Raw genomic sequence first — 21,774 nt, forward strand, 5'->3', positions numbered from 1 at the left:
TCCGGCGATACTTGGCCGCCGGGTTGGATTACTGCCACGTCCCCGGCGCTGGCGCGATTTGCTACCGCATCTCTTCGGCCGGAGTTACGCCCAAGATACCAAGACCGGCGGAAATAACAACGGTTACGGCCCGCGCGAGGGCGATTTTCGCCTGAGATCCGGCGATATCGGTCTCGTCAAGGAAGCGAAGCGCAGGCAAATCGTTGCCCCGGTTCCAAAGGCTGTGCAGGTCGCTGGCAAGATCGTAGAGGTAGAAGGCCACGCGATGCGGCTCGTTCGTGCGGCCCGCGATCTCGACCAGCCGAGGCCATTCGGCGATTTTCCGGGCGACGGCCACCTGCGCGCTGTCCTGAAGCACCGACAGGTCGGCGCCGGCCAAGGTGGCGTCGTCGACATCAATGCCGGCGTCTCGGGCTTTGCGCATGACCGAGGAAATCCGGGCGTGGGCGTATTGCACGTAAAAGACCGGGTTTTCCTTGGACTGCTCCAGCACCTTGTCGAAGTCGAAATCGAGCGGCGCATCGTTCTTGCGGGTCAGCATGACGAAGCGGGTCACGTCGCGCCCTACGTTATCGACCACGTCGCGCAGGGTGACGAAGGTGCCGGCCCGCTTGGACATCTTGAAGGGCTCGCCGTTCTTGTAGAGCTTGACCAACTGGGTGAGCTTGATGTCGAGCGGCACGCGGCCATCGGTAAGCGCGCTGACGGCGGCCTTCATCCGCTTGACGTAGCCGCCGTGGTCGGCGCCGAAGACGTCGATCAGCGCGTCGAAGCCGCGCTCGACCTTGTCGTAGTGGTAGGCGATGTCGGGCGCGAAATAGGTCCAGCTGCCATCGGATTTCTTGACCGGGCGATCGACGTCGTCGCCGTGTTCGGTGGACTTGAAGAGCGTCTGTTCGCGCGGCTCCCAATCCTCGGGCTTCTTGCCTTTGGGCGGCTCGAGTACGCCTTCGTAAATCAGGCCCTTGGATTGCAGCGCCTCGAGCGCCTGTTCGATACGGCCGGTGCCATAGAGGGACTTTTCGCTGTAGAAAACGTCCATGGAAACCCCGAGCGCGCGCAGGTCCTCGCGGATCAGATCCATCATCTCGTCGGTGGCAAAGTTGCGGACATCTTCCAGCCAGACATCCTCGGGCTGTCCGATAAAGGCGTCGCCCACCTTGGCCTTGAGTGACTCGCCGACCTCGATCAGGTAGTCGCCGGGATAGGTGCCGTCCTCGAAGGCAATTTCCTGGCCGTGCGCCTCGAGATAACGCAGGTAGACCGAGCGGGCGAGCACATCGACCTGTGCACCGCCGTCGTTGATGTAATATTCGCGGGTGACGTCGTAGCCCACGTAATCCAGGAGGCTGGCCAGAGCGTCACCAAAGACCGCGCCGCGAGTGTGGCCCACGTGCAGCGGCCCGGTCGGGTTGGCGGAGACGTATTCCACGTTGACCTTTTTGCCCTTGCCCAACTCCGAGCGCCCGAAACCCTCGCCGGTTTGCAGTGCCGTACGGATAACGTTTTGCCAAAGAGTGTCCGCCAGGCGCAGGTTCAAAAAGCCGGGCCCCGCGACCTCGGCGCTCTCGATCCGGTCGTCGGCGGACAAAAGGTCGGCAAGCGTGTCGGCAATGTCGCGTGGTTTCTGCCCTGCGGGCTTGGCCAGGACCATCGCGGCATTGGTGGCCATGTCACCGTGCGCCGGGTCCCGCGGCGGCTCGACGGTGACGTTCGACATCTCGAGGCCAGCGGGCAGTTGCCCCTGCCCCTGCATGGTATCAAGGGCGGCGAGGACACAAGCGCGGATTTCGGTAAACAGGTTCATCGGACAATCCTTCGTTTGGCGCCGGTTTAACACCCGGGCGGGCCGCGTCAATCCGCGCTGTCGGTCGGGGCAGCGGCTTCGGGCGTCTTGTCGTCTCGCGGGGGGCCCAACGAGATGAGCTTGAACTCGCCCCCGGTCTCGACCTTGGAAGTTTCGGACAGGATGCGCAGACCGGTAGCGGGGCTGTGGGTGGCGAGGGGAATACCCTCGTCATTCTGGGCCGACCAATCCTCCATCGTGAAATCGTCGGTCATGTTGGTTGCGCGCACCTGCCAATCCCGGACCATCAGACCAGCCAGTTCGGTATGGCCATAGCCCTGTCCCACGACCCGCCCGCCCAGCGAGGCGGGCAGCGCGTGGCGCTTGCTGTTTTGCTTGGCACGGCTCAGCTGGTAGACATTCTCGCGCCCGAATTCCGGCGCGAGGTCGGTAGCGACGAGGGTATTGTAGGCATCGTTGTCACTAAGCGCGAGGACGACGCCGTATTTCATGATTTCGGCGCTGTGTTCGGCCGCCTCGGACAGGACGTCGCCGAAAAAGGTCGGCAGGCCGGCCTCTCGCGCGCTGCGCAGGCGGGCGCGATTGGTGTCGGCAACGAGGACCGGAACCTCGAGGTCTTGCAGGGTCTTGGCGAAGGATGTGGCAAACTGCGACCCGCCCGCCAGCAGGACCCCCGGCTGACCCTTGCCCGCCAGCCCCATGGCGCGCGCCAGCGGGGCCAGCGTGAAGCCATGCAGCACGACGGTGGCGGCCACCAGCGCAAAGGCGAAGGGCGTGAGAAAGGCCGCATCCTCGATCCCTTCGGCCACGAGCCGCTCGCCGAATAGACCCGCGACCGCGACCAGCACGACGCCGCGCGGGCCAGTCAGCCCGACGAGCAAGCGCTCGCGGAAGGGAATGTTGGTGAAAGCCAGGGAAACGAGCACCGTCAGCGGACGAACCAGCAGGATGACCACCGCCACCATGGCGGCGGCGTTCCAGTTAATGCGGTTGAGCGTCTCGACATCCATGTTGGCAGCCAGCAATATGAACACGCCCGAAACCAGAAGGATGGTCGCGTGCTCCTTGAAGCGGCGCAGTTCGGTATAGCTGGGCAGGTTGGCATTGGCCATCACGACGCCCATGACGGTGACCGCCAGTAAGCCGCTTTCATGCAGCATGTAATCGGTGACCGCGAAGATCCCGAGCAGGACAGCGAACAGCACCGGCACCTTCATGTATTCCGGCACATAGGCGCGGCGGAACGACTCGCTGAGCACCCAGCCGCCGGCCCAGCCAAGCGCACCGGCCACGACGATACCGCGAATGATCTGCCATGCGGCGAGCCCCAAGCTGCTTTCACTGGCGGTGACGACGATCACCTCGAAGGCAAGCACGGCGGCAAGGGCGCCGATCGGGTCGTTCACGATGGCTTCCCATTGCAGAAGCTGCGCGGGACGGCGATTGAGCCGGGCCTGGCGCAAAAGCGGTGCGATCACCGTGGGGCCGGTGACGATCATGATGCCGCCAAAGACGGCCGAACTTTCCCAGCTGAGACCGCCCACGTAATGCAGCGCGAGGGCGCTGCCGATCCAGCCCACGGGCGCGCCCAGCAGGACCAGGCGCTTGACGCCTTGCTCTGCCCCACGCAGCGAGTGAAAGTCGAGCGTCAGGCCCCCCTCGAACAGAATTATGGCCACGGCTATGGAAATCATCGGCCCCATCAGGGTGCCGATATCGCGCGCGGGGTCGAAGAGGCCGAGGACCGGTCCGGCGATAAGGCCCGCGGCCAGCATGAGCACGATCGCTGGCATCCGCAGTCGCCACGCCAGCCATTGCGCTCCGACACCGAGCGCGCCCACCAGAGCGACCGCCATGACCGGATCGATCGCCCCGTCCGTACCGCCAGTTGCCATCGGCTATATTCCCTTTCCGTGACTCAATTCGTCGTCGCCGCCCAGCAGCCGCGCATGAGCCTCGAGCGCGAACCGGTCCGTCATTCCTGCGATATAATCGGCGACCAGGCGCGCCAGAGCCGTCTCATCCTGGGCATCGTCCACGTTCTGACGCCACCGCCGCGGAAGAAAGTCGGGACGCGACATGTAGAACGGAAACAGGTCCTCGACCACATTGGTGACGCGCCTGCGCATCTGGACCACTTTAGGAGCGCGATACATACGCTTGAAAAGAAAAGACCTTATCTGCTGAAGGTCAGACCACATCGGAGCTGAGAAGCGGATCACGGGGCGTCCCAGGTTGCGTACTGCCTGGGCGTCGGCCGGCGCGGCTTGCTGAAGAATTCCGTGCGAGGTCTCGATCACGTCCGTAACCATCACGCCAAAGACTCGGCGTAGCGCCTCATGCCGTCGGCGGTAAGGGTCGAGACCGGGATATTTGGCATCCACCTCACGGTAACAAGCGCCAACGACGGGAAGCCCGGCAATGTCGTCTTCGCTGAAAAGTTTCGCGCGCAGGCCGTCATGCAGGTCGTGATTGTTGTAGGCTACATCATCGGCAAGTGCGGCCACCTGCGCCTCGGCGCTGGCATAGGTGCCGAGTTCAAGGTCGTGTCGGGCGTTGTAGTCGGCCAGAGCATAGGGCAGATCGCCCGTGACGGGCCCGTTATGCTTGGCGATGCCTTCCAGCGTGTCCCATGTCAGGTTCAGGCCGTCAAACTCGGCATAGTGCCGTTCGAGCGAGGTGACGATGCGAATGGCCTGTGCGTTATGGTCGAAACCACCATATTGCGCCATGAGCGCGTCAAGCGCATCCTCGCCGGTATGGCCAAAGGGCGTGTGGCCGAGGTCATGCGCCAGCGCCACGGCCTCGGTCAACTCGACATTGAGGCCAAGCGCACCGGCGATGGTCCGGGCCACCTGCGCCACCTCGATCGAGTGCGTGAGGCGGGTACGGAAATAATCGCCCTCATGCTCAACGAAAACCTGCGTCTTGTGCTTGAGACGGCGAAAGGCGCTGGAATGGATGATCCTGTCTCGATCCCTTTGATAACAGGACCGAAACGCGCTTTCCTCCTCGGCATGAAGACGCGCGCGCGCCTGTTTTGGGTTCGAGGCATAAGGTTTATGCATCGCCTGTTTCCTTGTCGTCCTGTCCCAGCGTTCGTATATTCGATGATGAACGGCAAAGAAACCTCGAGGATCACCAGATGCAAATGCCCCCCAAAGTGACACAACGCGCCTATAAACGCCTTGCTGAAATCGGTGCCGGCGAACAGGGTCAGGCCCTGCGCGTTGCCGTCGAAGGCGGCGGGTGTTCGGGCTTTCAGTACGACATCAAGCTGGACGCGCCCACGGGTGACGATCTTGTGCTGGAAGGCGGCGATGGTCAGAAGGTCATCGTCGATAGCGTGTCCCTGCCCTTCCTGGCCGGTGCGACAATTGACTTTACAGAGGAACTGATCGGCGCGCGGTTTACCATCGACAACCCGAACGTGACCAGCGCCTGCGGCTGCGGGACGTCCTTTTCGATGTGATCTATTCAGCCGGGACCGCCGCCTTAGGCGTCGGCGTGCGAACTTGGTCCCAGACCAGCCATGCACCAGCGGTAATTAGCAGCGCCGCGCCGAGAAACACTCCTGCCCCGGCCCGTTCACCGAAAGCCATGGACCCGATGGCGACCATCCAGAGAAATTGCAGGTTCATCAGCGGCGTCACGACATAGGCCGGCAACAGCTTGAGCGCGGCTACGAGAACCCAACGTGCGCCAAAGAGCAGCGCTGCGTAATAAGCCACCCACAGTACATCCCACCAGCTCATCGGAACGAAGACGAACGGCAGAGCGCCTCCCATCACGATCATCAACGCGAGATTGGGGTAGAAAACCTGAGACAAGAGCCCGCCCGGGTCGCGCTGACCAATATAGCGCGAGGCGACCATCGACACGGCCCCCATCGCCACGGCGAGGAAGGCAACGAGGTGCCCTGCCCCCAAACTGTGCAAGCCGCCCGGAAAGAGCGTCGCGATACCGATCACGCCAAGGATCATAGCTCCCCAGACCTGCCCACCCGCGTATTCCTTCAGCATGACCCGCGACAGCAACGCGGCGAGGATCGGGATGATGGCGATGAACAGGAAAACCTCGGCAAAAGGCAGCAGCTTGAACGCGTAGAAGAATGCGCATGTGCCGATCACCGTGGCGGCGGCGCGGAGCGCCATGATCCAGGGGCAGCCGGTGGCAAGCACGCTGGTCGCGGCGGTTCTATGACCGGCGACCAGGCAGAAGAACGCGACCAGGCCACCGGAGAGAGCGAACATCTGCGGGGCGGCGTAGTTGGCCGAGAACAGCTTGGTGATGGCATCGGCGCCGGTGATCAACAGCGTGTAGATCACGGTCAGCGCGACACCGAGGAGGACAGTCTCGCGGCCCCTCGCGATCATGCCGGCACCCCTTGGGCTGTGGCGCGGGAAAAGCCGTAAAAGAAGGCGTCGAAATCGACGGCCTGTTCGGCGGCTTCGACCACCTCGCGAGCCTCTGCGGTCAAAAGCGGGTCGATCCGGGTGCGCATCAGCGACCAGTCGGCGATGCGCTCGCCCTCGAGGCGGTACATGCATTCCGACAACTCGCGCAGCGGAGCCACGTGCGGACTTGGCGCGGTGATCCGAAGCCCGCCTTCGGGCAGCATTGCCCCGAACCCGCCCAGCCCGGCGGTGGACAGGAACCACTGGATCATAAGATAGGGGTGGTAGTCGTCCGAGATCCATCCTGCCGGGTCGGCCTCGATCAAGAAGTGCCGCGCCTGCGCGGACAGCCAATCCTCCCATGTGTCAGGCGGTGTCTGGCCGGCGAAACGCAGGGCGATGCAGACCTCCGCGAGAAGGTCGATGTTCATTTCAAGGAAGGCCACAGTACCTGCGAAACGCAAGCTGTCCGCGAATGCAGCGGGCAGATCCGGGTTACGGCGACCATATTCGGACAGGTAGAACACGATGTGAGTGAGCTCGTACGCGGCTTTCTTGTTGGGAAGCGCGAATGTCGTGCTGCGGCTGCCGAAACTGCGCAGGCGATCGTCGAGCCCGGGATCTTGGGAAGTCGGATCGACCCCGCGGCGCAGGCAGAGGCGCCGCGCCTCGGCCCGTTGAAGATCGGACAATTCGGCGGAGACAAGCCCTTCGGCGGCCACCCATTCGACCGCCCATGCGCCCATGTTCCCGCCCATGCCTAGATCTTCAAGGTCGAGACAGAGAGACAGCAGAAAGCGGTAGTATTGCGGGAAGAACCTCAGGCGCCGGTCTATTGTGCGATAGAGCGTGTCGAACGGGTCGAGGGCCGCCAGCGACAGGGTTGCACCCGTGCTGGACAGGACGTTCAGAATCTCGGCGTTTTCCTTGAGCCAGAAAACGTCCGTTTCGGAACGACGCTCGGCAGCGAAACGTTGCAAAAGCGCGGTTTGCCGCGCCTCCCGCGAGGTTTGGCGGAACGGAAGATCGAGTTTGACGATGGATCCCATGGTTTAGATATCCCTGTGACGTGTTTCCGTTCCGCCGCCCGGCTTAAAGGCTGGACGTGAAGGCGCCGACGACATCGCCTTCGTCGGCACGCTCTGCACGGACCGGGCCAAGGCTAGAGGTGAATGCCTCGACGGCATCGCCTGCGCCGGTGCTGGTTGCGGTCACCGGGCCAAGGCTAGAGGTGAAGAGTTCTACCGCGTCGCCGGTTTCCGCTTCGCAGGCCATGCGAGGGGAGAGGCTTGAGGTGAACGCCTCAACCGCGTCGCCAGTCATCCGATTGGTTTCGGCAACGGGGCTCAGGCTGGATGTGAACATCTCGGTCGCCACACCATCCAGCATGTCGCCGGACGCTTGCAGGGACGAGGTGAACGCTTCGACAGCGGTGCCTTCGTGCAGGCTGGCCTCGGTCGGGGTGGAGGGGCTTTCGGCGAAAAGGTTTTTACGAATTGCAACCATTGGTGGTCTCCTGATTTGGTCAACACCAAAAACGGTTGCACGCAAAACGGGATTCTCAAACTGTTTTTCGCCGTAAGCGAGTTATCCACAAGGCACGATTCCGAACTACAAAATTTAGCACCCCTTGCCAGCTTTTCCGTGCGCTGCTTAGCAGCGCACGGAAAAAATTGTTTTCCACAGGGCAACAGAACTGTGGATAAAACAAAATTGTTTCCAGATTCAGACCGAATCAGCTTAGGCGCGAATCGTTAATTTAGTCCTCAAGGCGGCTTGCGTCCGCGGGGAGGCTGGGCGATAGGTTGACCATGATCGGAGACCGTGCATGAAGATCGCCAGTTTCAACATCAACGGTATCAAAGCGCGCCTGAGCGCCTTGACCGACTGGCTGGATGAGGCCCAACCCGACGTTGCGCTTTTGCAGGAAATCAAGACAGTCGACGAAGGCTTCCCGCGAGAGACGTTCGAGGAGCGCGGATATAATGTCGAAACCCATGGCCAGAAGGGTTTCAACGGCGTCGCGATCCTGTCCAAGCTGCCGCTGGAAGACGTCACCCGGGGCTTGCCCGGCGACGACGAAGACGACCATGCGCGGTGGATCGAGGCGACGGTCGTGGGTGCGCGGTCTTCGATACGTCTGTGCGGCCTCTATCTGCCCAACGGAAACCCAGCACCGGGGCCGAAATACGATTATAAACTTGCCTGGATGAAACGCCAGAAGGCACGCGCCGCCGAGTTGCTGGCCACCGAGGAGCCCTTCCTGATGGCAGGGGACTACAACGTGATCCCGCAGGACGAGGACGCAAAGCGCCCGGAGGCCTGGGCGAAGGATGCGTTGGCCCTGCCGCAAAGCCGGGCGGCCTTTCGCGAGTTGCTGTCCATGGGGTTTACCGAAGCGTTCCGCACGCGGGTGGCCGGGCCTGGCCATTACACTTTCTGGGACTATCAGGCGGGGGCGTGGAACCGGGATGACGGCATCCGGATAGATCACTTTCTGCTGAGCCCGCAGGCGGCGGACCACCTGGTGGACGTGGGCATCGACAAGGACATCCGTGGACGGGAAAAGCCGTCGGATCACGTTCCCGTTTGGGTCGAACTGGACCTTTAGGCGTCCGTTGCCGTGACGTCGTAGCCGTAAATCCAGTCGAACTGGCTCACGAGACGGCCTGGCATCAGCGCACCGCCGAGCCGCAGCGCCGTGTGCGCGGCAAAGCGAACCGGCGGGAAGGCGAGATGGTATTTCCAAGCGTTCCGGCTGGCGGTGTCGACGACCTGCCGCACGCGATCGGCTCGCATCCACTGGTAGGCCGCGAGCGCTGAGTTGAGGTCCCTTTCTTTGGCAAGGCTTCGTCCCAGGGCATAAGCATCCTCGAGCGCCATGTTGGCCCCCTGTGCCATGAACGGCAGCGTCGGATGAGCGGCGTCACCGACCAGCACCACTCCACCCGCGTGCCATTTCGCCGCGACCGGATGCTGGAACAGGCCCCAGCGATGGACCTTTTCGACCCGGTCGATCAAACGGGTCGCATCAGGCCCGAAATCGTGGAAGATTCCGCGCAGGGTTTCGGGACGATCCTCGGCAGTCCAGCTTTCTTCGTGCCACCGGGCCCGTTCCTGCACGGCAACGAGGTTGCGCATGCGGCCTCCGCGCAGGGGATAGGTGACCAAGTGCCGGTGGGGGCCCATGAAGACCTGCGCCTCCGGTTCGGCGCCGGTTTCGGGGATGACGGCGCGCCAGGCCACCTGCCGGGTAAAGTAAGGGGCGGATGTACCGTTGAGCGCTTTACGAGCGACCGAGTGAAGTCCATCCGCCCCAACAAGCAAGTTGCATGTCAGCGCAGTGCCATCCCGCAGCGTCACTTCGGGAACCGATCCGGGCGTCACGGACGCGCCCTCTTGATCCAGTGATATCTCGACGCCGGCCGCGAGAGCAGCGTGCTCGAGGATGTGGATCAGGTCCGCGCGATGGACGAAGTGGTAGTCACCACAAGGCAGGCGCGCGAGATCGAGACGGACGACCTCGGCCCCCTTGTAGTCGCGCAGACGCACTGACTGGCCGCGCACCGATTTCGCCCGCAGCGCGCTGCCCAACCCCAATTTTTCCAGAACGATGAAGCCGTTGGGACTGATCTGCAGGCCTGCCCCCACCTCGGTGATATGGGGGGCCTGTTCGAGGACGCACACGGCAGCACCCGCGCGGCGCAACATGATCGCCGTGGTCAGCCCGCCGATGCCACCGCCGAGAACGATGCAGTTGAAAGAGGCGATATCCATGCGGGTCCTTTGAATGCGAAAACGCCGAAGCAAAAGCCCCGGCGTTCCGATTTCGGTTTGGTTCTGCCGCGGTCAGTCGTCGCGGTGAACCTTCTCGCGCCGTTCGTGACGTTCCTGGGCCTCGAGGCTCATGGTCGCGATCGGGCGGGCATCGAGGCGTTTGAGGCTGATCGGCTCGCCGGTGACCTCGCAATAGCCGTATTCGCCCTCGTCGATCCGGCGCAAGGCCGCGTCGATCTTGGCGACCAGCTTGCGCTGACGGTCCCGCGTGCGCAGTTCCAGCGCCCGGTCGGTTTCCTCGCTGGCGCGGTCGGCCACGTCGGGAATTGCACGCGTGCTGTCCTGAAGCCCCTCGATGGTGTCACGGCTGTCCTCGAGCAACTCGCTCTTCCAGGTCAGCAGCTTGCGACGAAAATACTCCACTTGCCGCTCATTCATGAACGGCTCGTCCTCTGCCGGAGTGTAATCCTCCGACAGAACCACGTCCTGTTTCATTTCCACTCCCTCCTGCAGGTCTCCGTAGGTCACCCAACTTCCCCTTGAGAAATCCACCTTGTGGCGTGCAATTACACGCGCCCCGACCGATTGTCACTACACAATTGCCCGCCATTGATGTGAATTGCCCAAGACACTAGGGTGCGGCAAAAATTCCGTGCAGCCCGACACTTGCGCGCGGCGACACCACGAAAAGGGACGCTCATGAAATTCGAAGGCACCGACGCCTATATCGCCACCGACGACCTGACCGTCGCGGTGAACGCCGCCGTTACGCTGGAACGCCCCCTGCTGGTGAAGGGCGAGCCGGGGACCGGCAAGACGGAACTGGCCCGGCAGGTCGCCTACGGGCTGGGCCTGCCAATGCTGGAGTGGAACATCAAGTCCACCACCAAGGCGCAACAGGGTCTTTACGAGTACGATGCCGTTTCGCGCCTGCGCGACAGCCAGCTTGGCGAGGAACGCGTCCACGACGTGCGCAACTATATTCGCAAGGGCAAGCTGTGGCAGGCATTCGAAGCTGAAGAAAAAGTCGTGCTGCTTATTGACGAGATCGACAAGGCCGATATCGAGTTTCCCAACGACCTGTTGCAGGAACTGGACCGGATGGAGTTTCACGTCTACGAGACCGGTGAAACCGTCCGCGCGGTTCAGCGCCCGATCGTGATCATCACCTCGAACAACGAAAAAGAGCTGCCCGACGCATTCCTGCGCCGCTGTTTCTTTCACTACATCCGATTTCCGGACCCCGAGACGATGAAGCGGATCGTCGAAGTGCATCATCCGGGTATCAAGGAACGGCTGTTGACCGAGGCATTGACCCAGTTCTACGACATCCGCGAGCAGTCGGGACTGAAGAAGAAGCCCTCGACCTCGGAAGTGCTGGACTGGCTGAAACTGATCCTGGCAGAGGACCTGACGGCAGAGGACCTCAAGCGCGATGGCGCGGATGCGCTGCCCAAGCTGCACGGCGCGCTGTTGAAAAACGAGCAGGATGTACACCTTTTCGAGCGGCTCGCCTTCATGGCGCGCCGGCAAAGATAGCGACATCGCCTGAAACTTCGGCAGTAGCGTGCAAACCCGTAACATTGCGGCAACAGGCGTGCGATTAGTCGTTTGCTGGTAATTCCCGGTTAACCAGAGTTCCGACAACATTCCTCATGCGCTTCGAATCGCGATTCGGGCTGCTGGCGATTCGGCCACACTATTGTCTTTTTTGCACCTTGCCGGGGACGAAGTAAGAGGCGAAGAGGGCACCTATCCGGTAGGGTCGAAGAGCAGCGTTTCGAATTGCGTGCACGGAAAGACGCGCAGAAAGACCGGGCGACGACTGCACCGGATGGGCAGGACGGGGTTACGACGGACACCTGCCATATGGGACCATACAGGCATCGGGGGGCTTATGCGCCGCGTCATTCTTCCATTGTTTTTCATGCTGGGCGCGTGCGTTCCCAGCCCGTCCAGTGAAATGCCCTCGCGCGCAGCCACGGCGACCGCCACTACGCTACCAGCCCTTAAGTCGTTCTCGGCGCCGCGTCCCGTGCCACCCTCACGGTCCAACATCGACATCGCTCAGGATTTCCTCGAGTTGTCCTTTCAACTCGAATCGGGTCGCAAATTGCAGAATTTCTCGCGCTTCGAGGGGCCTGTTTCGATCCGAATCACCGGCAACCCTCCCTCGACGCTTATCCCGGACCTTAACCGCCTGGTGCACCGGCTGCGTACTGAAGCGATGATCGACATTGCAAGGGTCCGGTCCGACGCGGCCAATATCACGATCGAGGCCGTGCCGCGGGCCCAAATCCGCAGGCACCTGCCCAAGGCGGCCTGTTTCGTGGTGCCCAATATCAGTCGCCTGTCGGAATACCGCGCGGCGCGCAACAAGCGGCAGACAAACTGGAGCAAGCTGGTCGAACGCGAGAAGATTGCGATTTTTTTGCCCAACGATGCCTCGCCCCAGGAAGTACGCGACTGCCTGCACGAGGAAGTGGCGCAGGCGCTGGGACCGCTGAACGATCTTTACCGGCTGCCCGACAGCGTGTTCAACGATGACAACGTGCACACGGTTCTGACAGGTTTCGACATGCTGATTCTGCGGGCCTATTACTCGCCCGAGCTGCAGTCGGGAATGACGCGGGAACAGGTGGCGGCCCGTCTGCCGTCCATCTTGTCAAGGCTCAATCCCGGTGGCGACACAATCTCGCCGCACGCCCTGTCATCGACGCCCCGCGCATGGATCAAGGCTGTGCAGACGGCGCTTGGCCCCGGAGCGGGCCACTCGCAGCGGCTAGTGGCCGCGGGCGAGGCGCTGCGTATCGCCGACGCGATGGGCTGGCACGATCATCGGCGCGCGTTCTCGCATTTCGCAATGGGGCGCCTGACCCAGGCCAGCCAGCCCGATACCGCGTTCCAGCATTTCAGCCTGGCCGAACGGTTCTACAGCCAGACGCCCGGCACCGAATTGCATCGTGCCTACTCCGCATCGCAATTGGCCGCGTTCGCCATTGGCGAGGGCAATGGCCAGTTGGCGCTGACCATTCTGGCGCCGCATCTTGCCATCGCCGAACGTCATGAAAACGCCGCCCTTCTGTCGACACTGATGCTGCTGAGGGCCGAGGCGCTGGACTTGACGGGCCGCGTCGCCGAGGCGCAGACGGTGCGTCTGGACAGTATAGGCTGGGCGCGGTACGGGTTCGGCGCGGACTGGGCGGTGCGCGCGAAACTGCGGGAAATCTCGTCGCTCAGCCCCCTGAAGTGACCTGACGGGAAGACACGATGATCGTTCTATTCGGCGCGATCCTGGGCGCAAGCCTGGGCGCATTCACGGCGTGGCGGCGCAAGGGTCGCACCGCCGATATCCTTTTGTACGCGGCCGTTTACTGCCTGATCTTCACGCTGCTTGGGCTTTTTGCTACGCTGATCATCCACCGCATGTCGATCTGAGGTAAGCGATGTTCCTGCCCTTCTTCGAGAATCTCAGGAAGGCGGGCCTGCCGGTCTCGCTGCGCGAGTACCTGACCTTTCTGGAAGCGATGGGTGCGGGCCTTGTGACCTACGATCTCGAGGGGTTCTACTATCTTGCCCGTACGGCGATGGTGAAAGACGAGCGGATGATCGACCGCTTCGACCGCGCCTTTGCCGCCAGCTTCGAGGGGCTGGAAGCGATCAGCGCGAGTGACGTGGTCGAGGCTGTCGACATCCCGCAGGAGTGGCTGGAAAAACTGGCCGAGAAGCACCTGAGCGAGGAAGAGCGGGCCGAGATCGAGGCGCTTGGCGGGTTCGACAAGCTGATGGAGACGCTGAAGGAGCGGCTGAAGGAACAGCAGGGGCGCCACCAAGGCGGCAATAAATGGATCGGCACCGCCGGAACCTCGCCTTTTGGCGCCTATGGCTACAACCCCGAAGGTGTGCGCATCGGGCAAAAGGAGAGCCGCCACCGGCGGGCGGTCAAGGTCTGGGACAAGCGCGAGTTCCGCAATCTCGACGACACGGTCGAGTTGGGGACGCGCAACATAAAGGTGGCGCTGAAGCGGCTGCGGCGATGGGCGCGGGACGGAGCCGAGGACGAGTTGGACCTGGACGGTACGATCCGGGCCACCGCCGAGCATGGCTATCTCGACGTCAAGACCCGCCCGGAGCGACGCAACGCTGTGAAGGTTTTGCTGTTTCTGGACGTGGGCGGGTCGATGGACCCGCATATCAAGATGGTCGAGGAACTGTTTTCAGCCGCGAAAACCGAATTCAAACATCTGGAATATTACTATTTCCACAATTGCCTTTATGAAGGCGTCTGGCGCGACAATCGCCGCCGCTGGGACGCGCAGACGCCCACCGTCGAGGTGCTGCGCACCTACGGGCCGGACTACAAGTGCATCTTCGTCGGTGACGCCTCGATGTCGCCTTACGAAATTGCCTATCCGGGTGGCGCCAACGAGCACTGGAACGCCGAAGCGGGACAGGTCTGGCTTCAGCGGGCAAGAGCGCAATGGCCCGAGCACCTGTGGATCAACCCGGTGCCCGAGGCCTTTTGGAGCTATACCCATTCGATCGGAATGGTGCGCGAAATATTCGAGGACCGTATGGTACCGATGACCCTTGAGGGGATCGAGCGCGGGATGAAAGAATTGGGTCGTTGATCCGATCGAAGGTCCGCGCCAGGAGATCGGTCCCTCCCCGGAGTATTTCTGCCAAGACAATCTAAGCGCAGTGGACAAGTATTGTCTGCCGTGACAGGGGATTTGCATGAACGTGCGCAAGATCATCATCGACACGGATCCCGGGCAGGACGACGCCGTCGCGATCCTTTTGGCGTTCGCGAGCCCGGAGGAAATCGAGGTTCTGGGAATTACCTGTGTCGCCGGCAACGTGCCGCTGGAACTGACGGTGCGCAATGCGCGCATGGTGTGCGAATTGGCCGGGAGGCGCGACGTGAAAGTCTTTGCCGGGTGTGATCGCCCGCTGGACCGCGACCTTGTGACAGCGGAGCATGTGCACGGCAAGACCGGGCTTGATGGGCCCGACCTGCCCGAGCCGACGATGCCGTTGCAAGATATGCGCGCGGTCGAGTTCATCATCGAGACTTTGCGGAAAGAGCCCGCGAGCAGCGTCACGCTGGTGCCGATCGGGCCGCTGACAAATATCGCGACGGCGTTCCGCATGGCGCCCGATATTGTCCCGAAGGTGCATGAGATCGTCCTGATGGGCGGCGCCTATTTCGAGGTCGGCAACATCACGCCCGCGGCCGAGTTCAACATTCATGTCGATCCGCATGCGGCCGATCTGGTTTTCCGGGCTGGCGTGCCGATCGTCGTCATGCCGCTCGATGTGACGCACAAGGCGCTGGTGACGCGCGCGCGCAACGATGCCTTTCGTGCCATCGGCAACCGGGTCGGGACGGCGGTAGCCGAAATGACCGACTTCTTCGAACGTTACGACCGCGAGAAATACGGCTCCGACGGGGCACCGCTGCATGATCCTTGCACAGTCGCATACCTGATCCGCCCAGAACTGTTTTCGGGTCGACACGTCAATGTCGAGATCGAAACCGGATCGGAACTGACCATGGGAATGACCGTGGCGGACTGGTGGGGCGTGACCGATCGCGCACCCAATGCGCTGTTCATCGGGGACCTCGATGCGGACGGGTTTTTCGAACTTCTGACCGAAAGGCTGGCCCGGCTATGACGAAATTGACGCTTGCCGCGACCGAGGACATGGAGCGTCTGTTGCCGCTGGTAGCGGCGTTCCACCACGAAGAGGGCATCGTGCAGGACGACACGACCCGCCGCGATGCCCTGGCGCCGCTGCTGGAGGGATCGCCGCACGGGTGCATCTACCTCGCGGGTCCGAGGCGGGCCCCGATCGGCTATGTCGCCGTCTCGTTCGGGTGGTCGATAGAGTTTGGCGGGCTCGACGGATTTGTCGATGAGATTTTCATCCGACCCGGCGTGCGTGGACGCGGGATCGGCTCGGAAATCCTGCTGACCTTGCCCAAGACACTGGCAGCCGCGGGAATGAAGGCAATCCATCTGGAGGTCGGGCGCGAGAATGAAAAAGCGCGGCGCATCTACGAAAGACTGCGTTTCGAGCCGCGTGAGAATTACATCCTGATGTCACGCAAGCTCTAGCGTTTGCGGGACAGGCGACTATCTATCAGGTATGAGCTTGCAAATCCCATTCGACAATTCCTATGCCCGCCTGCCCGACCGCTTCTTCACCAGGCAGCCGCCCGTGCCTGTGAAAGCGCCTCAACTGATTGCTTTCAATGAGGTGCTGGCGCGTGAACTCGGGATCTCGCCGGGACCCGAGGACGAAATGGCGCGCGTCTTTGCCGGCAATCAGGTGCCGGACGGCGCTGATCCATTGGCGCAGGTCTATGCCGGGCACCAGTTTGGCGGCTTTTCACCGCAACTGGGAGACGGCCGCGCCAACCTGTTGGGGGAAGTCGCAACGAACGGTAAACGCTTTGACATTCAGCTCAAAGGGTCGGGGCCGACGCCCTATTCTCGGATGGGAGACGGGCGCGCCTGGTTGGGACCTGTGTTGCGGGAATACGTCGTCAGCGAGGCCATGCACGCTCTTGGCATCCCCACAAGCCGGGCGCTGGCGGCGACGCTGACCGGCGAGCCGGTGTTCCGCGAAACCGGCGCCCTGCCCGGCGCGGTGCTGACCCGCGTGGCGCAAAGCCACATTCGCGTCGGTACGTTCCAGTTCTTTGCTGCAAGGCGCGACCTGCCAGCGCTTCAGGCGCTATACGAACACGTGGTCCAGCGGCACTATCCCGAGGCAACTTCCCCGGCGGAGTTGCTTGACGCTGTGATCGCGCGACAGGCGCGTCTGGTGGCGCAGTGGATGTCGGTCGGGTTCATTCACGGGGTGATGAACACCGACAATACCGCGCTGTCGGGCGAAACCATCGACTATGGGCCATGCGCGTTCGTGGATGACTATCATCCCGATACAGTGTTTTCCTCCATCGACATGCACGGGCGTTACGCCTTCGCAAACCAGCCCAACGTGATCGCTTGGAACATGGCACAGCTGGCCACGGCACTGGTGCCTATGATGCCCGATCAGGACAAGGCGGTCGAAGATTTCACCAAGTCGGTCCATGCCATGCCGGGTCAGGTGCACGACGTGTGGCGTGAGCTTTTCGGGCGCAAGATCGGGCTGGCGAAAGCAACAGCCGAAGACGAGGGCCTGATTGCCGCGCTTCTGGATGCCATGGCGGCCAATCGCGCAGACTTCACCAACACGTTCAGAGCATTGAGTGACGGCAAGCCGCGCGACGAGTTCCTCGACCCAAAGGCATTCGACGCTTGGGAAAAGGACTGGCGCAAGCGGATGGAACAGGAACAGGCGCCGGACGATGTCATGCGCGCGGCCAACCCTGCCTACATTCCACGCAATCACCGCATCGAGCAGATGATCGCGGCGGCTGTTGCCGGTGACATGGCCCCGTTTCACCGGCTTTGCGATGTACTGGCCGATCCGTACCATCCGCGGAGTGACTCCCGGGATCTTGCACGACCGCCGCAGCCCTCGGAAGCGGTGCAGCAGACCTTTTGCGGCACCTGAGGCTATTCGGAGCGGTCGCGACGCCGTCGTAACCTGCGAAAGAAGCGTGGGTTGCGTTTTACGAATTCGTCAATGAAGGTGCCGATGCCGACATGCCGTCCCTTGAGATAGCCAAAACCCGCTGCAGCGCCGACCAACGCGCCGACCGCGTTGATGATGAGATCGCCCATGGTGTCCTGAAGTCCGGATTTCTGCATGTTGAACCCGAAGACCTGGTCCATCCCGAACTCGAAGATTTCCCAGACCGTGCCGATCGTCATGGCGAAACAGAAAGCGAGAAAGCTCAGTTGAAGATGCGGCGCGGCGAACCGGTCACCCTGGAACATCATGAATACAAAGACAAATCCGATCAGCCCGAACGCGACGGCGGACGTGCCGTGCATGGCGATGTCCCACCACCAGAACCGTTCGTAGAAATCGAAGACCTCACCAAGGAAAAGGGTGGCGACAACGAACGCCACGACCACGGCGATGAAGGTCGGTGGCACATGCACCTGCGCCCAGTTAGCAACGATGACCGGGGCCAGCGAAACTCCAAGCGTCGCCAGCGCAACAAAGGCCAGTTCAAACCGCAGCAAGGCCAGTGCCCAAAGCGTCGCGCCGGCAAGCGCCAGCCAGATGAGACGCGCCAGCCAGGTTTGATCTGCAAACATGTAGAGCGGTCCTTCTGCAATTTTGCCATCGTGTTACCATGAACGAGCCCCGACTGAGAATTGCAACCTACAACCTGCAAAAATGCGTGGGGCTGGACATGCGCCGGCGACCGGATCGCAGCCTTCAGGTGATCAATGCCTTGGGCGCCGATCTTGTTGTCTTGCAGGAGGCGGACAAGCGATTACAGCCCCGCCCCGCCGCCCTGCCCCACGACCTTGTGGAGCGGGACGGCTGGCGGATCCTGCCCTTCGGTGCGCCGGGCGGCTCGCTGGGCTGGCACGGCAACGCGATGCTGGCGCGGCGAGACCTGGCGGTGCGGCACACGCGGCATGTCGACCTTCCGGGGCTGGAGCCGCGCGGGGCGGTGATGGCGGAACTGGACACCAGCATTGGTCCCCTGCGGGTTGTTGGAGTGCACCTGGGGCTTGTGCGGCGATACCGGTTGTTGCAGATGATGGCGGTGATGCGGGTGGTTGCCCGGTGCGAGGCGATGCCGCTGGTGTTGGCGGGCGATTTCAACGAGTGGCGTCGCCCCGCCGCGATGCGCGCTGCGGCGAGCGGCTTGGAATTCGCGCCAACGCCTGCCAGCTATCCTGCGCCTCGGCCCGTCGGGAAGCTGGACCGGATCGCCCATTCTCCCCAGCTTGAGGTCGCGGCAACCGGCGTCTACACGGCCAAGCCCGCGCATATCACTTCGGACCACCTGCCCGTCTGGGCAGACCTGACGCACCGGCGGTGATGCATGTCGCAAAAAGCTGGATTTCCGATGTCACACCCGTTATCCAACGCTCCGGAAACGCGAAGAAGGCCGGCATGACAGAGACCATCATCGACCGTTGCGAGGCCAAGGGCTTGAGGATGACCGACCAGCGGCGCACCATTGCGGCGGTGCTGGAATCCTCCGAAGACCATCCAGATGTGGAAGAGCTTTATTCCCGGGCCAGCGGCCGGGACCCCAAGATTTCGATCGCCACCGTCTATCGTACCGTGAAACTGTTCGAAGAGGCCGGCATCATCGACAAGCTGGAATTTGGGGACGGGCGTGCCCGGTACGAGGATGCCGAACGCGACCACCACGACCACCTGATCGACATGCATTCCGGCGAGGTGATCGAGTTCGTCGACCCCGACATCGAAAAATTGCAGGAAAAGATTGCCGCCAAGCTTGGCTACAAGCTGAAGGGTCACAAGCTGGAACTCTACGGCGTTCCGATTCGGAAGGATTGACCCGACTCCGTCCGACCGACTGTCTTGTATCGCCCCCAAAAGCCGCCTATCGCGGCAGGGAAACTTTCAAGCGGCACGGCGATCATGGACAATCTTCGCGGAATAATGATGGTAATTCTGTCCATGGCGGCCTTCACCGTCGAGGACATGTTCATAAAGAAATTGTCGGCCGACATTTCAGTCGGGCAGATCCTGATCTTTCTCGGGATCGGCAGCGCGTCCATCTTTGCGGTGGTGGCGCGGCTGGGTGGGTATCGCATTTTCGCACCGGAGGCGTGGCGCAGGCCCTTTCTGCTGCGCGCGGGATGCGAGGCCGGTGCTGCCCTTGCCTTTACCACCGCGCTGTCGAAGGTCGATATCTCGGTCGTCGCCTCGGTTTTCCAGGCGACGCCGCTCTTCATTACCATGGGGGCGGCGCTGTTTCTGGGAGAGGACGTGGGCTGGCGCCGGTGGAGCGCGATCCTGATCGGGTTCTGCGGCGTGCTGCTGATTATCCGCCCGGGCCTTGCCGGTTTCGACCCTTCGGCGTTGCTCGTTCTGGTGTCCGTAGCCTGCGTGGCCGCGCGCGACCTTATCACCCGGCGCATCGACGTCACCGTGTCCTCGACCGTGGTGTCGTTTCAGGGCTTTGCCGCAGTGGTGCCGGCCGGAATTTTGTTGATCGTGCTGGGACCGCAGACGCTGTCACCGTTAACACCGCCGCTGTGGGCAATGATCGTGGGCGGCATGGTGTTCGGGGCCATGGGATATTATGGCATCGTGGCGGCGATGCGCATGGGGGATGCGGCGGTCGTCACGCCGTTCCGCTATACGCGCCTTCTTTTTTCGCTGATCGTGGGTGTTGTGGTCTTTGCCGAGCGGCCGGACACCCTGACCTTGCTTGGCGCCGCGCTGATCATCACGACCGGGCTCTACACTTATCTGCGCGAGCGGCGGTTGGCCCGGCGGGCGCGGGCCGCCTGACGCATCGAAAGATTACCGCCACACCGCCTTGCGTCGCAGTTCCCATTCGGGCGCGTTCTTGCTATGGACCGGCAACTGCATTCTGCCAAAGGGTTACAGATGAGCATCATTCTGGACATTCACGCACGTGAAATACTCGACAGCCGCGGCAATCCGACAGTCGAGGTGGACGTGATCCTCGAAGACGGCACCATGGGCCGCGCCGCCGTGCCGTCGGGCGCGTCCACCGGCGCGCATGAGGCGGTGGAGAAGCGCGACGGCGATACCGCACGCTATATGGGCAAGGGCGTGCTGGAGGCCGTGGCGTCGGTGAACGGCGAAATCGCGGACGCGTTGGCCGGATTCGATGCCACGGAACAGGTGGCCATCGACGAAGCGATGATCGAACTGGACGGCACCCCTAACAAGGGGCGGCTTGGCGCCAACGCCATCCTCGGCGTCAGCCTTGCCGTGGCCAAGGCCGCGGCGGATTTCGCCATGCAGCCTTTGTTCCGCTATGTAGGCGGCACATCGGCCCGCACCCTGCCGGTGCCGATGATGAACATCATCAACGGCGGCGAACACGCCGACAACCCAATCGACATTCAGGAATTCATGATCATGCCGGTCAGCGCGGGCAATATCCGCGATGCCGTGCGCATGGGATGCGAAGTATTCCACACGCTGAAGAAAGAACTGTCCGGCGCGGGGCTATCGACCGGAATCGGTGACGAAGGCGGCTTTGCCCCTGATATCGCCTCGGCCCGCGACGCGCTGGATTTCATCCTGCGCTCGATCGAAAAGGCCGGCTACAAACCCGGCGAAGACATCTACCTCGCGCTCGATTGCGCCGCGACCGAATACTTCAAGGACGGCAAGTACGAGCTTGCTGGAGAAGGAAAATCCCTTTCACCGGACGAGAATGCGGCGTATCTGGCGGCGCTGGTGAACGACTATCCAATCATTTCGATCGAGGATGGCATGTCCGAGGATGACTGGGACGGTTGGAAGGCACTCACGGACCAGATCGGCGACAAGGTGCAGCTGGTGGGTGACGATCTGTTCGTGACCAACCCGATGCGCCTGTCGGACGGGATCAAGCGCGGGGTTGCGAACTCGATGCTGGTCAAGGTCAACCAGATCGGCAGCCTGACAGAGACGCTTCAGGCGGTCGAAATGGCGCATCGCGCAGGCTATACCAACGTCATGTCGCACCGTTCCGGAGAAACCGAGGATGCCACCATCGCCGATCTTGCGGTGGCCACCAATTGCGGGCAGATCAAGACCGGCTCGCTTGCGCGTTCGGACCGGCTGGCGAAGTACAACCAGCTGATCCGCATCGAAGAGGCGCTTGGCGACACAGCGATCTACGCCGGGCGCTCGATCCTGCGGAATTGA

The 21,774-nt window shown here is 62.3% G+C and carries 22 protein-coding genes; 13 read left to right on the forward strand and 9 right to left on the reverse strand.

Annotation, left to right across the window (positions count from 1 at the left end; translation table 11 throughout):
- Positions 1–61: 61 nt before the first annotated feature.
- The 3 genes from argS to RBB31_RS13855 are packed head-to-tail and all read right to left on the reverse strand — an operon-like array spanning position 62 to position 4,875.
- Entirely contained in the window at positions 62–1,807 is a 1,746-nt protein-coding gene (gene argS, locus RBB31_RS13845) for an arginine--tRNA ligase (protein ID WP_306129889.1), read from the reverse strand.
- 47 nt (positions 1,808–1,854) lie between these two features.
- On the reverse strand, positions 1,855–3,702 hold the full coding sequence (locus tag RBB31_RS13850; RefSeq protein WP_306129890.1) for a sodium:proton antiporter: 1,848 nt from the start codon (positions 3,700–3,702) through the stop codon (positions 1,855–1,857).
- Between the two features lie 3 nt (positions 3,703–3,705).
- Entirely contained in the window at positions 3,706–4,875 is a 1,170-nt protein-coding gene (locus RBB31_RS13855) for a deoxyguanosinetriphosphate triphosphohydrolase (protein ID WP_306129891.1), read from the reverse strand.
- 77 nt (positions 4,876–4,952) lie between these two features.
- Here RBB31_RS13855 and RBB31_RS13860 point away from each other — a divergent pair, with 77 nt between their 5' ends.
- Positions 4,953–5,279, forward strand: coding sequence for an iron-sulfur cluster assembly accessory protein (locus tag RBB31_RS13860; RefSeq protein ID WP_306129892.1), 327 nt, complete (start codon positions 4,953–4,955; stop codon positions 5,277–5,279).
- A 1-nt stretch (position 5,280) separates the two neighbouring features.
- On the opposite strand, the gene RBB31_RS13865 is transcribed toward RBB31_RS13860, so the two are convergent.
- Genes RBB31_RS13865 through RBB31_RS13875 form a run of 3 tightly spaced genes read right to left on the reverse strand, consistent with a single transcriptional unit; the run spans position 5,281 to position 7,710 of the window.
- Entirely contained in the window at positions 5,281–6,183 is a 903-nt protein-coding gene (locus RBB31_RS13865) for a DMT family transporter (protein WP_306129893.1), read from the reverse strand.
- Positions 6,180–7,253: a hypothetical protein gene (locus tag RBB31_RS13870; protein WP_306129894.1), complete on the reverse strand. Its 1,074-nt coding sequence runs from the start codon at positions 7,251–7,253 to the stop codon at positions 6,180–6,182. Before RBB31_RS13870 ends, RBB31_RS13865 begins: the two co-directional genes overlap by 4 nt.
- Positions 7,254–7,296: 43 nt before the next feature.
- Positions 7,297–7,710 carry a DUF6749 family protein gene (locus RBB31_RS13875; protein ID WP_306129895.1) on the reverse strand — a complete coding sequence of 138 codons (414 nt, stop codon included), beginning with the start codon at positions 7,708–7,710 and terminating at the stop codon, positions 7,297–7,299.
- 322 nt (positions 7,711–8,032) lie between these two features.
- Between RBB31_RS13875 and xth the strand changes: the two genes are divergently transcribed.
- Positions 8,033–8,815, forward strand: a complete 783-nt coding sequence (xth, locus tag RBB31_RS13880; RefSeq protein ID WP_306129896.1) for an exodeoxyribonuclease III — start codon at positions 8,033–8,035, stop codon at positions 8,813–8,815.
- On the opposite strand, the gene RBB31_RS13885 is transcribed toward xth, so the two are convergent.
- Positions 8,812–9,981 carry an FAD-dependent monooxygenase gene (locus RBB31_RS13885; RefSeq protein WP_306129897.1) on the reverse strand — a complete coding sequence of 390 codons (1,170 nt, stop codon included), beginning with the start codon at positions 9,979–9,981 and terminating at the stop codon, positions 8,812–8,814. The two genes, xth and RBB31_RS13885, sit on opposite strands and share 4 nt — an antisense overlap.
- Before the next feature lie 72 nt (positions 9,982–10,053).
- Complete coding sequence (gene dksA, locus RBB31_RS13890) at positions 10,054–10,476, reverse strand: RNA polymerase-binding protein DksA (protein ID WP_306129972.1); 423 nt, start codon at positions 10,474–10,476, stop codon at positions 10,054–10,056.
- Between the two features lie 204 nt (positions 10,477–10,680).
- Between dksA and RBB31_RS13895 the strand changes: the two genes are divergently transcribed.
- From RBB31_RS13895 to RBB31_RS13925, 7 genes are all read left to right on the forward strand, one after another.
- Positions 10,681–11,520 carry a MoxR family ATPase gene (locus tag RBB31_RS13895; protein WP_306129898.1) on the forward strand — a complete coding sequence of 280 codons (840 nt, stop codon included), beginning with the start codon at positions 10,681–10,683 and terminating at the stop codon, positions 11,518–11,520.
- A 358-nt stretch (positions 11,521–11,878) separates the two neighbouring features.
- The gene (locus RBB31_RS13900) at positions 11,879–13,234 is read left to right on the forward strand and encodes a DUF2927 domain-containing protein (protein WP_306129899.1); all 1,356 of its coding nucleotides are present in this window, start codon (positions 11,879–11,881) and stop codon (positions 13,232–13,234) included.
- A 17-nt stretch (positions 13,235–13,251) separates the two neighbouring features.
- Positions 13,252–13,419, forward strand: coding sequence for a hypothetical protein (locus tag RBB31_RS13905; protein ID WP_057789503.1), 168 nt, complete (start codon positions 13,252–13,254; stop codon positions 13,417–13,419).
- 8 nt (positions 13,420–13,427) lie between these two features.
- Positions 13,428–14,612 (forward strand): VWA domain-containing protein, encoded by a 1,185-nt coding sequence (locus RBB31_RS13910; RefSeq protein ID WP_306129900.1) that lies wholly within the window; start codon positions 13,428–13,430, stop codon positions 14,610–14,612.
- Between the two features lie 106 nt (positions 14,613–14,718).
- Positions 14,719–15,660 carry a nucleoside hydrolase gene (locus tag RBB31_RS13915; RefSeq protein WP_306129901.1) on the forward strand — a complete coding sequence of 314 codons (942 nt, stop codon included), beginning with the start codon at positions 14,719–14,721 and terminating at the stop codon, positions 15,658–15,660.
- A complete protein-coding gene (locus RBB31_RS13920; protein ID WP_306129902.1) occupies positions 15,657–16,103 on the forward strand; it encodes an N-acetyltransferase in 447 nt (148 codons plus the stop codon). The genes RBB31_RS13915 and RBB31_RS13920 overlap by 4 nt, the downstream gene beginning before the upstream one ends.
- A 31-nt stretch (positions 16,104–16,134) precedes the next feature.
- Positions 16,135–17,553, forward strand: a complete 1,419-nt coding sequence (locus RBB31_RS13925; RefSeq protein WP_306129903.1) for a YdiU family protein — start codon at positions 16,135–16,137, stop codon at positions 17,551–17,553.
- A 2-nt stretch (positions 17,554–17,555) separates the two neighbouring features.
- Here RBB31_RS13925 and RBB31_RS13930 read toward each other — a convergent pair whose 3' ends face one another.
- Positions 17,556–18,206: a hypothetical protein gene (locus RBB31_RS13930; RefSeq protein WP_306129904.1), complete on the reverse strand. Its 651-nt coding sequence runs from the start codon at positions 18,204–18,206 to the stop codon at positions 17,556–17,558.
- 38 nt (positions 18,207–18,244) lie between these two features.
- On the opposite strand from RBB31_RS13930, the gene RBB31_RS13935 reads away from it, so the two are divergent.
- From RBB31_RS13935 to eno, 4 genes are all read left to right on the forward strand, one after another.
- Entirely contained in the window at positions 18,245–18,946 is a 702-nt protein-coding gene (locus tag RBB31_RS13935) for an endonuclease/exonuclease/phosphatase family protein (RefSeq protein WP_306129905.1), read from the forward strand.
- A gap of 74 nt (positions 18,947–19,020) precedes the next feature.
- Entirely contained in the window at positions 19,021–19,434 is a 414-nt protein-coding gene (locus RBB31_RS13940; protein ID WP_306129906.1) for a Fur family transcriptional regulator, read from the forward strand.
- Between the two features lie 84 nt (positions 19,435–19,518).
- Positions 19,519–20,397 (forward strand): DMT family transporter, encoded by an 879-nt coding sequence (locus tag RBB31_RS13945; protein WP_306129907.1) that lies wholly within the window; start codon positions 19,519–19,521, stop codon positions 20,395–20,397.
- A 99-nt stretch (positions 20,398–20,496) separates the two neighbouring features.
- A complete protein-coding gene (eno, locus tag RBB31_RS13950) occupies positions 20,497–21,774 on the forward strand; it encodes a phosphopyruvate hydratase (RefSeq protein ID WP_306129908.1) in 1,278 nt (425 codons plus the stop codon).

The sequence above is a fragment of the Roseovarius sp. MMSF_3350 genome (genome assembly GCF_030733425.1).
GTDB lineage: Bacteria > Pseudomonadota > Alphaproteobacteria > Rhodobacterales > Rhodobacteraceae > Roseovarius.